We start from the raw sequence: 17246 nt of genomic DNA, 5'->3' as shown, positions 1-17246 counted from the left end.
GGGTTTTTCATCTAGTGGATTCGTGCCATATTCAAAGCTACAACATAAATACTGAGGCAGAGTATTTTTTATTTGTTATGATTTGATAGTGAAGGCAACCTACTGGAGTCAGCCTCTTGGAAGATGGATACTTTACCCATCTGTGTAACTCCGTAGTATTTAATTGTTGAGCTTATAGTCAAGAAAAATCCTTGAAAAATAAATCAGAATTCAGGAGTCAGAATCTATTACTGGGTGATTGGGAAAAACTACTTTTTTGACTAGTAAATCCTAGATTGGATGGGCATTTTAAAGCCATTTCTAACTCTGAGCTAAAGCCAGCTACATCCCCAAGTCATATATAATTTATCGTGAATTATAACTCCTGACTCCTAAATTCTGTTTTGATAAAATTGAGGCTAATAACTTTAAGTAAACCAAACAGGGTGCCCGAATAACTACCAAAGCCAACACCTGATAAAACCAGACCACCGAAACAGTTGAGCGATGAATAGTTTGTTTGGTAATTGGGCCAGCAGCCTCAGAAAAAAGTCCCTATTGCTGGTTCTTTCAATAGTGCTGCCAACATTTGGAATTAGTAATTCTGTCTTGGCAGCAGAGCGGATTTATGCATCTTATTCAGCTTTAGAGCTTTCTATTTCAGTCAGCACTTTAGAAAACTACGCCAAAACAGGTGTAATTAACGAAGACTTGGCAGCGTATCAGCAATATTTACCTCTACAACAGCTTCAAGAATTGCGGCGGATTTTACTCAATCGTGTAAAAGTTAGTCCGGTAGTAGTTTCGCAACTTCTCTACACACCGCAAGGAGAATTTTTGTTGCATCGTTTGGCGCAAGTGATTACAGTCAAATCTTCTCAGCCAAAACCAGAATTTGGGGCTTTGCGTTCGGCGCTAATTTTAGCCTCTGCGGAATCGTCCGGCTTGACACTTTTGAATGTCTTACGTAAATATCCCGCCAGCAGCATTCGCCTTGATGTAGCAGAGACTTTGGAAATAGCTACAGAATTGGAGAAACTTGTTAACCAAACGCATCGGGCGATCGCAGCAGTTTCCCAAAAGTCTAAGATAGAAGCTGCTACGATTTCACAACCCAATTTATCACAATTGCCCGATTTACAGGTTCCGGGAAAGTTGAAGTCGCAAAAATACATCCTGAATTTTTTCGACTCAACGCGCAATCGGCTTTTATTAACTGATGTTTATATTCCCAAAGTCCAGAATGCTGCACCCGTAATTGTGATTTCTCACGGCTTGGGTTTAGACAGCAGCAACTTTCAATATTTAGCGACTCATCTAGCTTCCTACGGATTTGCCGTCGTCGTTCCCAATCATCCTGGTAGTGATGCTAAACAATTGCGTTCTCTGCTAAATGGACACGCCATTGAAATAGCGGAACCAAGTGAATTTAAAGACCGGCCTTTGGATATAACATATATATTGAATCAATTGGAAAAAGATAATCAATCTGATTCACGATTTAAAGGTCGGTTAAATCTGCAACAAGTCGGAGTATTTGGTCAATCTTTGGGAGGCTACACAGCCTTGGCCTTGGCAGGTGCTAAAATCAACTTTGAGCAGCTAAAACAAGATTGTCAACCAGCAGCACTACAAAATACCTGGAATATGTCTTTACTGCTCCAGTGTCGTGCTTTGGAACTGAGCATCAGCAAGTCTGAGAAGGATTATAACCTGCGGGATCAGAGAGTGAAAGCCGCGATCGCAGTTAATCCAATTACTAGTTCTATTTTCGGCAAAGCCGGCTTAAGTCAAATTAAAACTCCGGTGATGATCGTTGGCAGTAGTGATGATACAGTAGCACCAGCTTTAGCCGAGCAAATTCTACCTTTCTCTTGGTTAGCGAATTCACAAAAGTATCTCGTCATACTTCTAGGTGCTACCCACTTCTCCACTATTGGCAATGGCAACCCTGGAAATCAGCAAGTAGCATTACCTGCGGATATGATTGGTGATGCTTCCCAAGCGCGTCGTTACATGAACGTTTTGAGTTTACCTTTCTTCCAAACTTACGTCGCAAGAAGACCAAAATACGTCTCTTACCTCAACGCCGCCTACACCCAAAGCATTTCTAGTAAATCTCTGGGATTGAGTCTGGTTCAGTCGCTGAGTAAAACCGAATTAGCACAAGCACTTGCTAGCGATCGCGCTAAAGCTCAATATTATCAAAAAAATGCCCCTAACTCCATACTCAACTTTGGATTTTGGATGTTGGATGTCGGCGTTGCAATGCTGCATGTAACGATTTTTATTTAAGTCTAAAATTTTACCTCCGTCCCTCTCAGATGCGGAGAGGGACAGGTTTTGCGTAGCCAAACCAGGGAGAGGTCTTTTTATTAGCCTAATCACGGGGCTGCTGCTTCCACTGTGACTGGAAGCGGAGAGTACAGAATATCTACTCGATTGGTTTCACATCATAATGCGGATAACTTGCATCGCACCTTTCCAGCTAAGGTCTAAAAAGGCAAAGCAATTCAGTTGGGGAAAACAAAAAAATCAAATCTTGTGTTCTAAAATCAACCATTAAACTACTTAAATTATAAAATCAACCGTAAAACTACTTAATTATAGATATTCCCTGGCAAAACAGTTCAGTATAACCACTGGATGATTTTATCCTTTAGTTTGGCAAACTATCAACTAGCTATTCAAAAAGTGAACCAGCTAAAACTCAAAACAGTCTTGAAGTTAATAAAGAGTGAAATAGAACTATGACTACAGCAACCAGGGATTTAATTACTAAGCTTTATGTGAGCTACTTTGATCGTGCCCCTGATGTCTCTGGTCTGGATTATTGGGTAAGCCAAGCCAATCAAAACGTATCGCTCGAAACCATAGCCGATAGTTTTGGTGGTGCACAAGAGGCCAAAGATAAATATAATTACCTAGCCTTTCCTAATATCTCCGATCCGACTGCATTCGTCACCTCAATCTACCTCAATGCTTTCAATCGGCAGCCAGAGGCCGCAGGATTGGCGTATTGGGTTAATCTGTTGAACACTCAAGGATCGGGTCAAGCTTCGACCTTTATCCTCACATTAATCCAAAGTGCTGGGGGTGCAGACATCACAGCTTTGCAAAATAAGATTACCATTGCCACGCAGTTTACCAATGGGCTGCTCAATAATAATATCTCAGCCACCCCGGAGACATTTACAGATTCAACAACTATTCTCAATTCGATTACCTCTGACCCGACATCAGTTACAGCAGGTAATACGGCGGTTGATACAAAGATCGATAGTTACATATCAGCAGCGACAGCCGGTACAACCACTGCTCTGACAACCTCCGTATTTGACAACTTAATAGGTACAGCGAAGAATGACACGATCCAAGGCGCTAACACTGGTACACCAGCAACAGATTTAGTCCAAGGCACTGACAAGATAGATGGTGGTGCAGGCATCGATACCTTCCAATACTTTGGTGCTTATGGTACTGCTGCTGTGCCAACTCTATTAAATGTTGAAAACGTAGAACTTTTAAGTCCTACTAGTGGTGCCATAATTGACTTCACTGGCAAAACTACAGGTCTTCAAGAAGTCACCATTGAAGGTCTCTCTAGTACCCTAGCCGCTTTTACCGCCAAGGGACTTAGTGGTATCACCTTTGGTGTTGAAGGTACCACCCTTACCGCCAATGCCGATCCTACCGCGATTGTCACGACACTCACGGCTGATTTTGGTTCTACGACCACCAGTGCAAACTTGTCCATCAAGGATGCCGCAGTGGATACGCTTGATCTAAACACAGGCACTATCAACGCTGCACTCGCTACTCTTAACATTGCCGCTGATGGTTTAGGATACAACTACATTGACGATTTAACACTACCAACGGCCACGAAATCCCTGAAAATTACTGGTGCCGGCATACTAGATTTAGGTTATTCTACCCCGATAACAGTACCAACGATTGATGCCAGCGCAAACACAGGCGGTGTTTACGTAGCAGTTGGTACCGTGGATGCTACCTTCACGGGCGGTAGTGGAAATGATACCTTGAGCTCTGCATTAGCCGACTTCAATACCAGCGATAAGCTTGACGCTGGTGCTGGCACAACGGATACATTAATACTTACGGGTATCAATGGTATTCTCAGCGACCCCCAATATGCAGCTATCAACGCTGTCAAGAATTTTGAAGTACTGGACTTATCAGGTACTAATATAACAGTCGATGCCAGTAAGGTTACTGCTTTTTCAAACGATATATTCACACTAACAGGTACGGCACCGATATCAAATACGATCACAGTTACTGGGGCGACTGCAAGCAATACCTTTACCTTGGCAGGTACTGGGTCTTATCCAGTAGGTTCTACAGCTAATTCATTCGATATCACCGGGACTGGTGCTGCTAATATCGCACTTCAAGATAATGCGACAATCGACGCTTTAAACTTAACTGGCGTTACTACCCTCAACATACAATCTAAGAAGCAGGAGCTTACAACTGCTAGTAATTTGATCACACTAGGCACTGGTCTAGGCACTGCGACTACTAGTACTGTGGCGATCAAAGTTGCGGGTGACAGCGCCCTCACAATTGCACAGCCCACTACCTCCATCAATGTAAACATTGATGCTACTGGTTTCAAAGGGGCTTTAACCGCTACTGGTGGTGGTGGTGATGGTGGTACTGTTGGTACTGTTAGTACTAACATATTAACAGGTGGTGATGGTAATGACACCTTAACAGGTGGTGGTGCTGGTACTACTAACACATTAATAGGTGGTGCTGGTACTAATAGATTGGTAGCTGGTTCTGGTACAGACGTATTAACAGGTGGTCTTGGTACTGATACTTTCGTCTTCTCGATCGCAGCTTCCAATGCCGGAAGCTTTACCGGAGGTGCTACCGATACCTTTGATACTGTTAATTCTTTCGCGCAAGGAACAGATAAAATCGAACTCAGTGGAAACGTATTCAGTGCCACTGATCTTGTTAGTCAGTCGACAGTACAGACAGCCGTCGGTAATGCAACCACCTTGAGCGCCGCACTTCCAAATGCTGCTGCGGCAATTGGCGCTGGCAAATTTGGTGCTTTCGTATTGGGGAGTGATACCTATATCTTGGGTAATGATGCCACTGTAGGTACTTTGGATAAAAACGATCTACTGATTAAACTTGCCAGCACTACTACGCTGGCTGCTGGGGACTTTACATTCTCCGCCTCCGCCTAATCATCTCTCTTGTTTGAAAAAAGAAAGGACTGATCTATTAGGGTTAGTCCTTTTTTTTGCTTCCTATACTAATACTGAGTTTTTTCAAAAATCAAATAGGAGTCCGATATGACAATTTTATTATCAGATTTTTAGTTCAAGACGATCAAGCTAATGGAATATACATTTTGAATTTTGTTAGCGTAGCGTTAGCGAGTCCGCGTTCGCGCAGCGCGATGCCCTGAGCTTGCCGTTCGCGCAGCGTCTCGTAGAGAGCGTCATTTTAAATTTTGAATTCGGAGCGAAGCGACGTGACTCCTTACCGATAGAGCCAAACCCGAAGTAGTGAAAGCAGTTGCTCAGTATCTACAGGTTTGGTGATGTAGTCAGAAGCTCCAGCTTCGATGCACTTTTCCTTGTCTCCTGGCATGGCTTTGGCAGTTAAAGCAATGATTGGTAGTGAGCGAAACTCTTGTTGCTGGCGGATGGCGCTGGTGGTTTCGTAACCATCCATTTCCGGCATCATGATATCCATCAAAACTATATTAATGTCAGGATTAGCTTCCAGCATCTCGATGCCATCTCTGCCATTTTCGGCAAATAGCACTTGCATTTGATAGATTTCTAAAAAGCTGGTGAGAGCAAAAATATTTCGCAGGTCATCATCTACAATCAAAATTTTCCGATTAGCCAGCACCGGGTCTGTTTGATGTAGTTGCTCTAACATTTGACGCTTTGGTGGGGGCAAATTTGCTTGCACCCGATGCAAAAACAGGGCTGTTTCATCTAACAACCGCTCTGGCGATCGCACATTTTTAATGATAATTGTTTCTGCTAGTCCCCGTAGTTGGGTTTCTTCTTGTCGGCTGAGTTCTTTGCCGGTGTAAACGATGATCGGCAGTTTTAAAAGTCTGGGTTCAAGCTTGATCTGCTCAATTAGTGTAAACCCGCTCATATCGGGCAGACCGAGATCCAATACCATACAATCAAAGTGATGCGATCGCAAAATCAAAAGTGCTTCTGCCCCCGTACCCACTGCTGTACTCTGGACATCACTATTACCAATCAGTTCGATAATACTTTGGGCTTGTACGGGGTCATCTTCGACGATTAAGAGAGTTCTTACTTGACGATCAATAAAGCCTTTAATTTCACTCAATACCTGAGTTAGCGCTTCTGGAGAAACGGGTTTTTGGAGATAGGTAATCGCTCCTAAGTGTAATCCCCGTTGTTGTCTTTCATCAACAGAAAGTATATGTACTGGGATATGTCTAGTGTTTGGGTTATGCTTCAGACGATCCAGCACCGTCCAACCATCCATCTCTGGCATGTGGATATCTAGCATAATTGCATTGGGTTTAACTTGCTGCGCTAATGCTAGACCTTGTTTGCTTTGTAAAGAAACGATGGTTTTAAAGCCCTGCTGACGTGCCATATCTAGTAAGATGCGGGCGAATTTATCGTCATCCTCGATAATTAGCAAAATGCGATCGCCCGGTTGAATTATTTCCCGGTCGTCTGGAATTTCGCTGGGGAAGGTACTAAGTACTTTCGCGGATGCAGATATGTCTACAGTTGTGGGTCTGCTTTCGACCATTGGCAATTCTTTGATGATCGATGCTGTGCGGATAGAGGTGATTGGCTCAGAAGATGATGTGGTGAGAATATTTTGACCATTCTTTTCCTGTCGCCTGGGCAAGTAAAGGGTGAAAGTACTTCCCTGTCCTGGTTGGCTGACTAATTCAATTCTCCCTCCCAACAGTTGAGCCAATTCGCGGCTGATGGACAAGCCTAAGCCAGTTCCCCCATACTTGCGGCTGGTTGTGCCATCTGCCTGTTGAAATGCCTCGAAAATAATCTTCTGCTTCTCGGCTGAAATGCCTATACCCGTGTCGCTAACTGCAAAAGCAATCATCGGATTATCAACTTCCTCTGCCTGAGTTGCGATGTCAATTTGTAACTTTACGCCTCCCTGTTCCGTAAACTTAAAGGCGTTAGACAGGAGATTTTTCAATATTTGTTGCAGACGTTTGGAGTCGTTATAAATTGTCGGGGGTAACTTATCATCTAGTTGAATAGTAAAACTGAGTTCTTTATTCTGGGCAACTTGCCGGAAAGTCTGCTCTAGAGATGTCTCCAAATCTGCAAGAAGAATTTCCTGAATATCGAGCGACATAGTACCCGACTCAATTTTTGCCAAATCTAGAATGTCATTGATCAACTCTAGCAAATCAGTCCCAGCTGAGTAAATAGTCCGGCTGTACTCTACCTGTTTGTCGGTCAAATTGCTCAGAGAGTTATCTGCTAGCAGCCTAGCTAAAATTAACAGGCTATTTAGGGGTGTCCGCAGCTCGTGGGACATATTCGCCAGAAATTCTGACTTATATTTGGAAGACAACGCCAGTTGTTCCGCTTTCTCTTCCAAAGACTGCCTCGCCCGCTCAACTTGCTGGTTCTTGCGGGCAACTTCTTGATTTTGAGCTTCTAACAATTCTGCCTTTTCTTCTAAATCCTCATTTAGTTGTTGTAATTCCTCGTTAGACTGCTTCACAAGAAATTGTGATTCCTGTAACTCGTGCGCCTGTTCTTCTAGGCGTTGATTGCTTTGTTGTAGTTCTTCTTGCTGAGTTTGCAGTTCTTCTGTTAAAGCAACAGACTCTTCAAGTAGTTGCTGAGTTTGGAATTGTGAGGCAATGTTATTTAAAAAGACACCCAGAATTTCACTCAATTGCTCTAAAAATGTCAAGTGCAATTCCTTAAAAGACCCAAAAGAGGCAAGTTCAATTACGGCATTAACCTGCGTCTCAAATAGTATAGGTAAGACAATAATATTTAGCGGTGCAGCTTCTCCCAAGCCAGAAGTGATGCGGATATAGTCATTAGGAACTTGCGTGAGCAGGATTCTTTGTTTTTCTAGGGCGGATTGTCCTACCAATCCCTCGCCCAAGCGAAACTGATTTGCGACGTTTTTTCGCTCTTTATAAGCATAACTACTCAACAACTTCAGTACAGGATCGTCGTCTATAGATTCCATCGCATAAAAAACGCCTTGCGATGCTCCAACTAGTGGTGCTAAATTCGACAAGATCATCCCAGACACACTTTTTAGATTTCGCTGCCCTTGGAGCATCTGGGTAAATTCAGCTAAGTTAGACTTTAGCCAGTTTTGCTCGTCATTTTTTTGAGTTGTGTTTCGCAAATTAACGATCATCTGGTTGAAGGTGCGCGTCAACACGCCAATTTCATCTTGGCGATCGCTATCTGGTAAAGTCACGGATAAATCTCCATCCGCCATTTTTTCTGCCAAATCAGAAACTCGCTTCAGGGGTACTGAAATATGTCTGGTCAGGGCGAATCCGATCAAAGCTAAGATCAAAGAAAATACAGGGATACTATAGACAACAGTAGCGATCGTTTGCCGAGCTGCTGCTTGTGCCTTCTCAGCACGCTGTCTCAGCAGTGTATCCTCCTCAATTTTCATCGTTTGGATAACTTTGCGGATTTCACCCATTAGCAGATTGCCCCGGTCTGTCAGAACGACCTTCTGAGAAGCTTCAAAGCTTTGGTTTTGGCGCAAGTCAATGGTTTCTTTAAGTTCAGCCAGCTTTTGAGCGATTAGTGGCTGTAAAACATCAAGCCGACTCTGTTGCTTGGGGTTATCTGCTGTTAACCTCAGAAGTTCATTAAGTTTTTGAGCCAGTACTTGAGTGGCAGCATTATAAGGTTCTAAATAGCTTTGTTTTCCAGTAATAATATAACCACGCTGCCCAGTCTCAGCATTTATCAGTTGCAAGTTGAGGTCTTCAAGCTGACTTAACACCTCGTAGGTATGATTTTCTTGACGCGAAGTTTCAATTAGATCATTGGTGCTTTGGTAGGAGATTAGACCAATGGTGGTCAGAGTTGCCAAACTCAGGGCAAAACTTACTCCAATCTTGGTTCCAATCTTCAAACGGTTCAACATTATTCCCGGCAGTTATTCAAATTATTTCTGTTTTTGATCAGAATCGTCTCAAAAGACGATTCTGATGATCTTTTAATTATGCAAAACAAATGTAATTTAATTCACATCTGATATGCCTAGTTTTTTGCACATCAGATATTATCATATCTATGATAATACATTTAAAAATGTAACGTTATTTTAAATAATTATATAAAAATATAAAAAATTATTTTTTCTCTAGCATTTGGATATTTAATATTTATTAAATCTTTGGATAGGCTAAATTTTTAGAAATATCTATAATTACAGCAGTTTACAGCTATTTTCAGGTAAGGGACTTCCAAAAAATAAATTATCCCAATTTCTGGAATCAACACGACTATTCCTCCCCCATGCTAGAAAGCTCCCTGCTCCCCTGCCTTAATGCGATGGAATATTTTTTTAGTTGGAAGTCCCTAAATAGACCACGCGGTAGGGGCACAGCAATGCTCATTGGTGTCAACTTAAGCCAAAACCCTTTTAAAACCTCGTTTCCAGCCAGAGGCTGGAAATGTTGCTCATTGCGGCTCTGCCGCTCTTTCTTGAGGCGGAGCCTCGCATAGGCATTCCCAGTCCGAGACTCTTAACGAGACAATCTCTAAAAGCTGGTTCTAGACTTACTTTCATATTAAGTTGACACGTATGAGCTTTTTCTGTGCCCCTACGACAGATGTGGTTCAAATACATGAAAACTGCTGTAACTATAAGTTCGTAATAGTCTGGCGATCGCTTCTAACTGCATTAAGTTCAAATTGGCTATAGATCCGAAAATGTTGAATCTTGTTACTCTCTAAAATAGCTCTTGCACCTGCCATGTATATATCGGTACTATTTAGGACTAATAGGTAATTGCCAAGGGTCACTTGATGCTCATAATATCTGGCTAGATCGTTAGGAATTCCTAAAATAGCGTAGTTATCTTTGTAGCTGCTGATATCTACCTCACTAAAACCATTCAGCGTGTTTGTATCCTTAGCAATCACCGAAACTTGACTCATCGGAAAGCCAGCACTTTTCAGTTCACTAAGTGCTATTTCTGTGTCTTGACGCCTAGAAAAAATACCAACTGCATTTTTATAGCGACTATTTGGAGTAGAGTATGGCTGATCAATACCAGACTCTTGAATATCACGGGTATTAAAAATCCTCTTAGCAACACGAATCTCTATATCTATACCGGTTACTATCACCAAATAGTAACCTTGATAAACTAGATCGCTGTAAACCTGTGTTTGCTCTTGAGGAATTCCTAAACTTAGCAACAAACCACGCAAACCACTTGCTAAAGTTGTCGCGATCGCTGTTGCTTCTCCTCCAGCTAGGATAACTCGACCTATATCAGGAATTACGCAGACCACTAAACCGACTAATAAGCCAGTAAGAGCGCCTAAAGTATCACTATTAACGATTCTAGCAGCATCTTCTGAGAATGTATTGCCAGTGCTATGTTTAGATTCAACACTAGCAATATCATTTTGTTCTTCGGCATTCCGTGCAATTACAGAAACTTTGTGCATTGGAAAATTAGAAGCTTTGAGTTCCTGAAGTGCTAATTCTGCATCCGAACATCTAGCGAAAACTCCTATAGTTCTTCGCTCTTTTTCTAATGTCATTTTATCGGTTTATTGCAGCTAGAAGTGATTCCCAAGACTGTTAGCTAATTTCAGGTAATTACACAGCTCGACGAGTCACTAAACCCCAAAGGAAAATCAGTAGCATCGCACCAAGAACAGCAAATAAAATGCTTCCAAGGGAAAAAGCTCCTACAGATGCGGCGGCGGCAGAACTACTTCCTAGCAAAGTTTGACCCAAATAACCCCCAACAACGGCTCCAAGGATTCCTAAAACAATGGTGGAGAGAATGCCGCCACCTTGGGTTCCTGGATAAAATAACTTAGCTAACGCACCTGCAATTAAACCCAAAACCAGCCAAGCAATAATATTACCCATTGTATTTTTCCTTAGTAAGAATCTGCTTTCTTTGCTTTTGACTTTTTTATCTTAAAGTTTGCCGACAAATTTTCTGATCTATCTAGAGAACTAATATCAAAAATCTTTAGATATCATTTGAATATTCACTAAGTGGTATTTGAGGATGAATAGATAAATTAGTAACAATAATGTCTTTGGTATGGCAATCATCCAAAACTTTGATTATTCACGCCCACTTACTTATTAGTTGTTCAAGACTCAGGAGTGAGGACTATAGAAAGAGCTAGTTGATAGAGTTGGCGACGGGGAAGGAAAGTCGCTTTTGCTAACTGACGGCTAGCTTGCGATCGCGATATTCCCTGAGTAATTAACTGTTTCAATTCGGCTTTCAATTCCTCTTGTGTGAGTTGGGGCTGACTGGGGGGAATTCCTGCCACGACTAATGTATATTCACCTTGGGGTTCTCGTTGGCTGTAGTGAGCGATCGCTTCGGCAATTGTCCCCCGCCAAAATTCCTCATACAATTTAGTTAACTCCCGTGCTAGCACAATTTGGCGATCGCTTCCCCAAACCTCTGCTAAATCTTGTAAAGTATCTCGCAAGCGGTGGGGCGATTCGTAGAAAATCAATGTGCGAGATTCTGTTTGCAGAGATTCTAAATGTTCTTGTCTCTGTTGAGTTTTCGCCGGGAGAAAGCCTTCAAAGACAAAGCGATCCGTTGGTAGTCCGGCTGCACTCAAAGCAGTAATTGCAGCACTAGCGCCAGGAATGGGAACTACCGGAATTCCCGCCTCAATACAGGCTTTCACCAGTTCATATCCCGGATCGGAAATTCCTGGCATTCCAGCATCACTCACCAGAGCGATCGCTTTATTGTTAACTAAATGCTCTAATAATTCGGGGATGCGACTGGTACGATTGTGTTCGTGGTAACTTACCTGGGGTGTCTTAACTTGAAAATGTTGTAGTAGTTTCCCTGTGTGACGGGTGTCTTCCGCAGCAATGATATCCACAGTCTGCAAAATTCGCACCGCCCGAAAGGTTATATCTTCCAGGTTGCCAATTGGTGTGCCGACAACGTAAAGTGTTCCTGGTTTTGGATCGGTTTGCATGAGGGAGAGTTAGGAGTTAGGAGAGACGCGATTAATCGCGTCTGTTAAAAATAATAATTTATGCACCTATACGAACATATATGACAAATGATAATCTAAAATCCAAAATCCAAAAACCAAAATCGGATCATGGGTTATTTGTCGGTTTAGTAACCTTAGATTTGATTTACCTTGCTGACTCTGCCCCGAAGAATAATCAGAAGATTGTTGCTACTGACTATACTGTAGCGGCAGGAGGCCCAGCGACAAACGCGGCTGTGACTTTCAATTATTTAGGTAATCAAGCTACAGTCTTAGGTGTAGTGGGTTCTCACCCGATGACGCAGCTAATTCGCGGTGATTTGGCAAATTACAAAGTTGCGATCGCAGACCTTGAGCCTAGCACTGATTTAGCACCGCCTGTATCCTCAATCATTGTCACTCAAGCCACGGGTGAACGAGCTGTGGTTTCCATTAATGCTGTCAAAACTCAAGCTAGCAGCGCATCTATCCCGGCAGATATTTTGCAAAATGTCAATATAATACTGATTGATGGACATCAGATGGCGGTTAGTTATTCCATAGCCCAAATCGCTAAAGCCAAGAATATCCCAGTAGTAATTGATGGTGGTAGTTGGAAACCTGGATTTGAGCAAATTCTGCCGTTTGTAGATTATGCTATCTGTTCGGCTAATTTTTATCCCCCCAACTGCCAGACTACAGAAGACGTTTTTACCTATCTGGGTGGATTTGAGATTCCTCACATCGCCATTACCCACGGACAAAAACCAATTGAATACTTGAGTTGTAGTAAAACTGGTATCGTAGATGTGCCGCAGATTCAAGCGGTTGATACATTAGGGGCTGGAGATATTTTCCACGGTGCTTTCTGTGATTACATTTTAAGGGAAAGTTTTATTGATGCACTAGCACTGGCAGCTAATATTGCTGCTGATTCCTGTAAATTTTTTGGCACCCGACGCTGGATGGATTTAAAATAATTCGTAATACTTCTCTACGAGAGGCTGCGCTCACTACAAGTTCGTAATGACGCTCGATGACTCGCTAACGTAATTCGTAATTAAAGACTTCCAATTACGAATTGGGAATTAGTAATTAGTTAAACTAAGTAAGCATCACTGTGCGCCTCTAATCAGGTTATACGTATTTTTAGATCAGGTCAAATTAATGAAAGACTTACAAGAAATATTAGCGATCGCTCGTGAGGTAGGTTGGGGTGCAGCAGATATACTGCGATCGTATTACCACGGCACTGCAAAAGACCCTAACTTAGAAGTACAATATAAAGAAAATGAGCCTGTCACCGTTGCCGATGTAGCTGTGAGTCAATACATTTTGCAGAGGCTACAAGCAGCTTTAGGTAATGAAGATTTTGCTTACATCAGTGAAGAAACTTACCAAGCGCCAAGTAGTGTAGCACAGCCTTCCGCCCCTTGGGTATGGATAATTGACCCTTTGGATGGTACACGAGACTTTATCGAAAAAACTGGAGACTATGCAGTTCACATTGCTTTAGTCAAGGAAACTCGCCCAGTGTTGGCAGTGGTGGCAGTACCAGAGACAGAAAAGCTATATTACGCTACCAAAGGCGGGGGTACATTTGTAGAAACCCGTGATCGATCTATTCCCTTACAAGTGTCGTCAGGGAAACGAGTTGAGGATTTAACCTTAGTCGTTAGTCGCTCTCACCGCAACCAACGTTTAGATTACTTATTACAAAAGTTACCCTGTCAAAATCAGAAAGCTGTGGGTAGTGTAGGCTGCAAAATCGCCACCATTGTCGAGCAACAGGCAGATATCTACATTTCCCTTTCCGGCAAGTCTGCGCCTAAAGATTGGGATATAGCAGCCCCAGAACTGATTTTAACAGAAGCTGGTGGTAAATTTACCCACTTCGACGGCACTCCGTTGCAATATAACACCGGTGATATCAATCAATGGGGAGGTTTGCTGGCTAGTAACGGTGAATATCACCAGGTGCTATGTAAGGAAGCAGAAAGGATTTTAGCGCAGTTTGAGCATAACTAAATGGGGCATTTGAGGATGAATATTTTTTAATTTGCAGCCCCCAGGCTCTGCGGTATCGCGCTCAGTGGTGGGTAGTTGACAACACTAATTGCCTGGGCGATCGCTAGTTAATTACGATTTGTTGTTAAAAATGTAACTCTTATATTACAAGCAACAAAAGCCTGTCGTTGGAAAAGCAAGCTACGCAAAGCGTCTCCAAGAGTTGCGGCTTAAAACAGGATAACCCAACACCAAGAATCCTTGCTTTCGTTGGGTAACACGAATGTTCAACCCAACCTACAAATATTTTGTTTTTTCAGAGTAATAAAGAGCGATAGTTTGTTGAGTTCCATTTGCGGAACTTGCAGCAATATAAATGTATCTTCCTGTATATCCATAAAGTATTGTAGATATCGTTAGTCTGCAATCCTTGGCTCTGGATTTTCAATAAAATGTTACGACTTTATCATTTATTACTAGGTTCTATCTTGCTGGTGTCAATACCAGTGGGAGCAAAATTTATTCTCCCCCAATTTTCTCCACCCAAAGTCGGAAAACCCCTTGCTGTTGCAAGACTTTCCAACCCTAAAGAGGGAAATATCTGGCAGAAAATCCTGGGAAGTGCTGCTGCTCCAACTAACTGGGAAGTTGCAGCTTGTAAGGGAAATGCGCCTTTATTGTGTGTCTCCTCCAAAGGGGAAGTTTTGGGTACAGTTGAGATTAAAGTTTACCCGCTAGCAAACAATGAGGATTTCCAAAAGAAACTTGTAGCAGCCGGTATTCCACCTGGTTCCCAAGTGGACTACCAAAGTTCCAAATACCAAAGCCAGATATTATCAGCACTCAAGGCTTGGGTTGCAGACCACTACGCTGCTTTTGTGAAAGATCGTCAGGGTGAATATGGAAAACAGATTACTTTCTCAGCCTATCCACCGCAAGCAGTACCCGTTGGTAAGCTTCAGGGAATCCGCTACGGGTTCGCCGGACTCAACCAACAAGGTGGAGTACAAGAGCAACATATCGGTCATATTGCCTTTGATGGTAGTAAACTTTACGTAATTACCACCGCCTTTGACGCAGGTACGCAAACAGGTAAGTTTGAGAAACTGGAAAACTTGGCTATTTTTCAACCTTACTTGTATGCGATCGCAGCAGATTTACGTTTACCCTAAGAGGCATGGGGCAAAACAGTTCTGAGTAAAGAAGTAAAGAAGTCAGATTCTCCACTCAGCACTTCTTTACTCAGCACTACTACTCCCCATTCCCAATAAATCTAAATCTCAGCTACCGCCCGTTCAATCAAGCGACGTGCTAAAGTTTGCGTGCCAGTGTGTTCATAATAATTCGTTGCTACATCTAGGAACGCCGCGAGATAGTCTAACTTATCATCGGCAATATCGACAAAACTTTGTAAGTTGCCAACTACCTTTTGTGGCGTTAAATTATTGGCGCTGACTAACCCACTCATCCAACCTTTAACTGAGTCAAAACTTTCGCCGATAAAAGCGAGTTTACCACCAGAATTGTTGCCTGGAATCACATCTTTGATGTTTTGGAAAGTCGAGTTTTTTTCTAACTCCTGGGGATTTGTTTGATTAAGCCCAGATATCGCTTTGCTGATGAAGTCTGGCCCCAGAGGGATCAAACCATCAACACAAACTAATGCCACCATGCGGATGAGTGACTCACCGCTATACTCACCTAAAGAGGCGACAAAATCCCCAATACTGTCTCCAGGAATGCCGTTAATTTGGCAGAAAGCTACCAACTCAGCCACTAATTTTAATGTCAGATCGATGGTTTGGGCTTTGTCTGGTTTGGGAGTGACAGAGTTTAAAAAACCCAACAGAGGAATTTTCTCACCGACTTTGTTAGCTAAAGCTGCTGCACCAAGCGCTTTATCTGTACCATCAACGGTTTGATATAACCACAAGGCTGTTTGGTATCCTTGAGATTTGTCGTTGAATAAATAAATTGCTCTTTCACCAATTTGCTGAATTAAATCTTCGTCGTCTTCGCCAGTCACAGTTTTAATAGTGTTGACAAAACCGACGGTATTTTGCCACTGTCCGGGAGCAACAAAATCGAGGGAATTCAACATAGAAACAGTCAAGCCACCGGTTGGTAATTGATCAACCAACTCAACAATCGATTTACTCACAAAAATCTCCTTATTTAGGTTTTGTTATCTAAATGTTCGTAGTGCAAATCATTTCAGTTTAGCCAAACCATTCAGATTAAACTTCTCTAACCAATCGGCGCGATCGCTAGCTTTAAATGACGGATCACGCGAAAGTGCTTTTACTTGGTACTTACCTACCAAAATTGCAGTTTGCGTGTTACCAACTTCTACTGCGGGATAACCGCCAATTTTTTTAGTACTCTTCGAGAACTTTGCTACTGCACTCGGTGTACTAGTAGTATCAGAAATAGACAGCAACGCTATATCTTTACCCCCTTTTTTCAACTTCGCTTCCGCAAAGCCTTTTTTCTCTTGGCTATAGACGCGCTGGTAGCCATCACCAGCATTAGGGAAAAGTTTATTAAATTCGCTACCCTGAGTTGCGGTCTTAGTCACCGCTTGACCACTTTTTTGTTGAGTGCTTTCTTTTTGCGCCTGGTCAAAACGTCCCGGTGCTTTTGGAGTACAGGCTGTTGTCAGTAGTACCAATGACAGTAACAAAGCAGCTACTAACCTACGCCCACGGTGTAAAATCATTCTTGGCTTCTCCTTATACTTGAGCTTTCAGGCAATTATCAGCGCTGCTAGCAATTTTTACCCGTAAAATTTACTTTTTGATAATTATGGTCTAAGTTCTGAACTATAGCGGTCTCAAAAACCAGTGCCATGCTTAAGGTAGCAATTAACCCAATGCAAAAACGCCCTCCTTTCGGGAGAGCGTCTTTTAGTTATAGATAAGCCTGAAGAGCGTATCTCAGATTATGATTAACCGTTGATAGCAGGGGCGGTTAGAGCTACAGGAGCAAAATCACCAGCAGCCAAATCTAGGGGGAAGTTGTGAG

General features: G+C 42.5%; 11 protein-coding genes and 1 pseudogene. 5 read left to right on the top strand and 7 right to left on the bottom strand.

Annotated elements, in window-relative coordinates; genetic code table 11:
- Positions 1-486 precede the first annotated feature (486 nt).
- Both HWQ38_RS11930 and HWQ38_RS11925 read left to right on the top strand, forming a co-directional pair.
- Entirely contained in the window at positions 487-2274 is a 1788-nt protein-coding gene (locus HWQ38_RS11930) for an alpha/beta hydrolase (RefSeq protein WP_292793553.1), read from the top strand.
- Positions 2275-2729: 455 nt separating this feature from the next.
- Positions 2730-5207 carry a DUF4214 domain-containing protein gene (locus tag HWQ38_RS11925; RefSeq protein WP_292793552.1) on the top strand — a complete coding sequence of 826 codons (2478 nt, stop codon included), beginning with the start codon at positions 2730-2732 and terminating at the stop codon, positions 5205-5207.
- Positions 5208-5505: 298 nt separating this feature from the next.
- Here HWQ38_RS11925 and HWQ38_RS11920 read toward each other — a convergent pair whose 3' ends face one another.
- The 4 genes from HWQ38_RS11920 to rsmI all read right to left on the bottom strand — a co-directional run bounded on the left by HWQ38_RS11920 (position 5506) and on the right by rsmI (position 12215).
- Positions 5506-9150, bottom strand: coding sequence for a response regulator (locus tag HWQ38_RS11920; RefSeq protein ID WP_292793550.1), 3645 nt, complete (start codon positions 9148-9150; stop codon positions 5506-5508).
- Between the two features lie 722 nt (positions 9151-9872).
- Positions 9873-10784, bottom strand: coding sequence for a hypothetical protein (locus HWQ38_RS11915; protein ID WP_292793548.1), 912 nt, complete (start codon positions 10782-10784; stop codon positions 9873-9875).
- 58 nt (positions 10785-10842) lie between these two features.
- A complete protein-coding gene (locus HWQ38_RS11910) occupies positions 10843-11121 on the bottom strand; it encodes a GlsB/YeaQ/YmgE family stress response membrane protein (protein ID WP_292793546.1) in 279 nt (92 codons plus the stop codon).
- Positions 11122-11354: 233 nt separating this feature from the next.
- Positions 11355-12215 carry a 16S rRNA (cytidine(1402)-2'-O)-methyltransferase gene (gene rsmI / locus HWQ38_RS11905; RefSeq protein WP_292793544.1) on the bottom strand — a complete coding sequence of 287 codons (861 nt, stop codon included), beginning with the start codon at positions 12213-12215 and terminating at the stop codon, positions 11355-11357.
- Between the two features lie 80 nt (positions 12216-12295).
- Here rsmI and HWQ38_RS11900 point away from each other — a divergent pair, with 80 nt between their 5' ends.
- The 3 genes from HWQ38_RS11900 (at position 12296) to HWQ38_RS11890 (ending at position 15394) form a co-directional block, all read left to right on the top strand.
- Positions 12296-13195 (top strand): sugar kinase, encoded by a 900-nt coding sequence (locus HWQ38_RS11900; protein ID WP_292793542.1) that lies wholly within the window; start codon positions 12296-12298, stop codon positions 13193-13195.
- A gap of 187 nt (positions 13196-13382) precedes the next feature.
- Positions 13383-14243, top strand: a complete 861-nt coding sequence (locus HWQ38_RS11895) for a 3'(2'),5'-bisphosphate nucleotidase CysQ (RefSeq protein WP_292793540.1) — start codon at positions 13383-13385, stop codon at positions 14241-14243.
- A gap of 431 nt (positions 14244-14674) precedes the next feature.
- Positions 14675-15394 (top strand): hypothetical protein, encoded by a 720-nt coding sequence (locus HWQ38_RS11890; protein ID WP_292793537.1) that lies wholly within the window; start codon positions 14675-14677, stop codon positions 15392-15394.
- A gap of 101 nt (positions 15395-15495) precedes the next feature.
- Here the strand turns inward: HWQ38_RS11890 and HWQ38_RS11885 are convergent, their stop codons facing one another.
- The 3 genes and pseudogenes from HWQ38_RS11885 to HWQ38_RS11875 form a co-directional block, all read right to left on the bottom strand.
- The gene (locus tag HWQ38_RS11885) at positions 15496-16383 is read right to left on the bottom strand and encodes a hypothetical protein (RefSeq protein WP_292793535.1); all 888 of its coding nucleotides are present in this window, start codon (positions 16381-16383) and stop codon (positions 15496-15498) included.
- Between the two features lie 48 nt (positions 16384-16431).
- Positions 16432-16941 (bottom strand): hypothetical protein, encoded by a 510-nt coding sequence (locus HWQ38_RS11880; RefSeq protein ID WP_292793533.1) that lies wholly within the window; start codon positions 16939-16941, stop codon positions 16432-16434.
- A 228-nt stretch (positions 16942-17169) separates the two neighbouring features.
- Positions 17170-17246: pseudogene (locus HWQ38_RS11875) on the bottom strand (photosystem II protein D1); the annotation flags it as partial.

Source organism: Nostoc sp. NMS7, assembly GCF_017115085.1.
GTDB lineage: Bacteria > Cyanobacteriota > Cyanobacteriia > Cyanobacteriales > Nostocaceae > Nostoc.
This window is presented reverse-complemented; position numbering and strand designations above follow the sequence as displayed.

Coding starts and splice junctions, on each gene's coding strand:
- HWQ38_RS11930 (WP_292793553.1), top strand. CDS start 487: ATGAATAGTTTGTTTGGTAATTGGGCCAGCAGCCTCAGAAAAAAGTCC.
- HWQ38_RS11925 (WP_292793552.1), top strand. CDS start 2,730: ATGACTACAGCAACCAGGGATTTAATTACTAAGCTTTATGTGAGCTAC.
- HWQ38_RS11920 (WP_292793550.1), bottom strand. CDS start 9,150: ATGTTGAACCGTTTGAAGATTGGAACCAAGATTGGAGTAAGTTTTGCC.
- HWQ38_RS11915 (WP_292793548.1), bottom strand. CDS start 10,784: ATGACATTAGAAAAAGAGCGAAGAACTATAGGAGTTTTCGCTAGATGT.
- HWQ38_RS11910 (WP_292793546.1), bottom strand. CDS start 11,121: ATGGGTAATATTATTGCTTGGCTGGTTTTGGGTTTAATTGCAGGTGCG.
- rsmI (WP_292793544.1), bottom strand. CDS start 12,215: ATGCAAACCGATCCAAAACCAGGAACACTTTACGTTGTCGGCACACCA.
- HWQ38_RS11900 (WP_292793542.1), top strand. CDS start 12,296: ATGACAAATGATAATCTAAAATCCAAAATCCAAAAACCAAAATCGGAT.
- HWQ38_RS11895 (WP_292793540.1), top strand. CDS start 13,383: ATGAAAGACTTACAAGAAATATTAGCGATCGCTCGTGAGGTAGGTTGG.
- HWQ38_RS11890 (WP_292793537.1), top strand. CDS start 14,675: ATGTTACGACTTTATCATTTATTACTAGGTTCTATCTTGCTGGTGTCA.
- HWQ38_RS11880 (WP_292793533.1), bottom strand. CDS start 16,941: ATGATTTTACACCGTGGGCGTAGGTTAGTAGCTGCTTTGTTACTGTCA.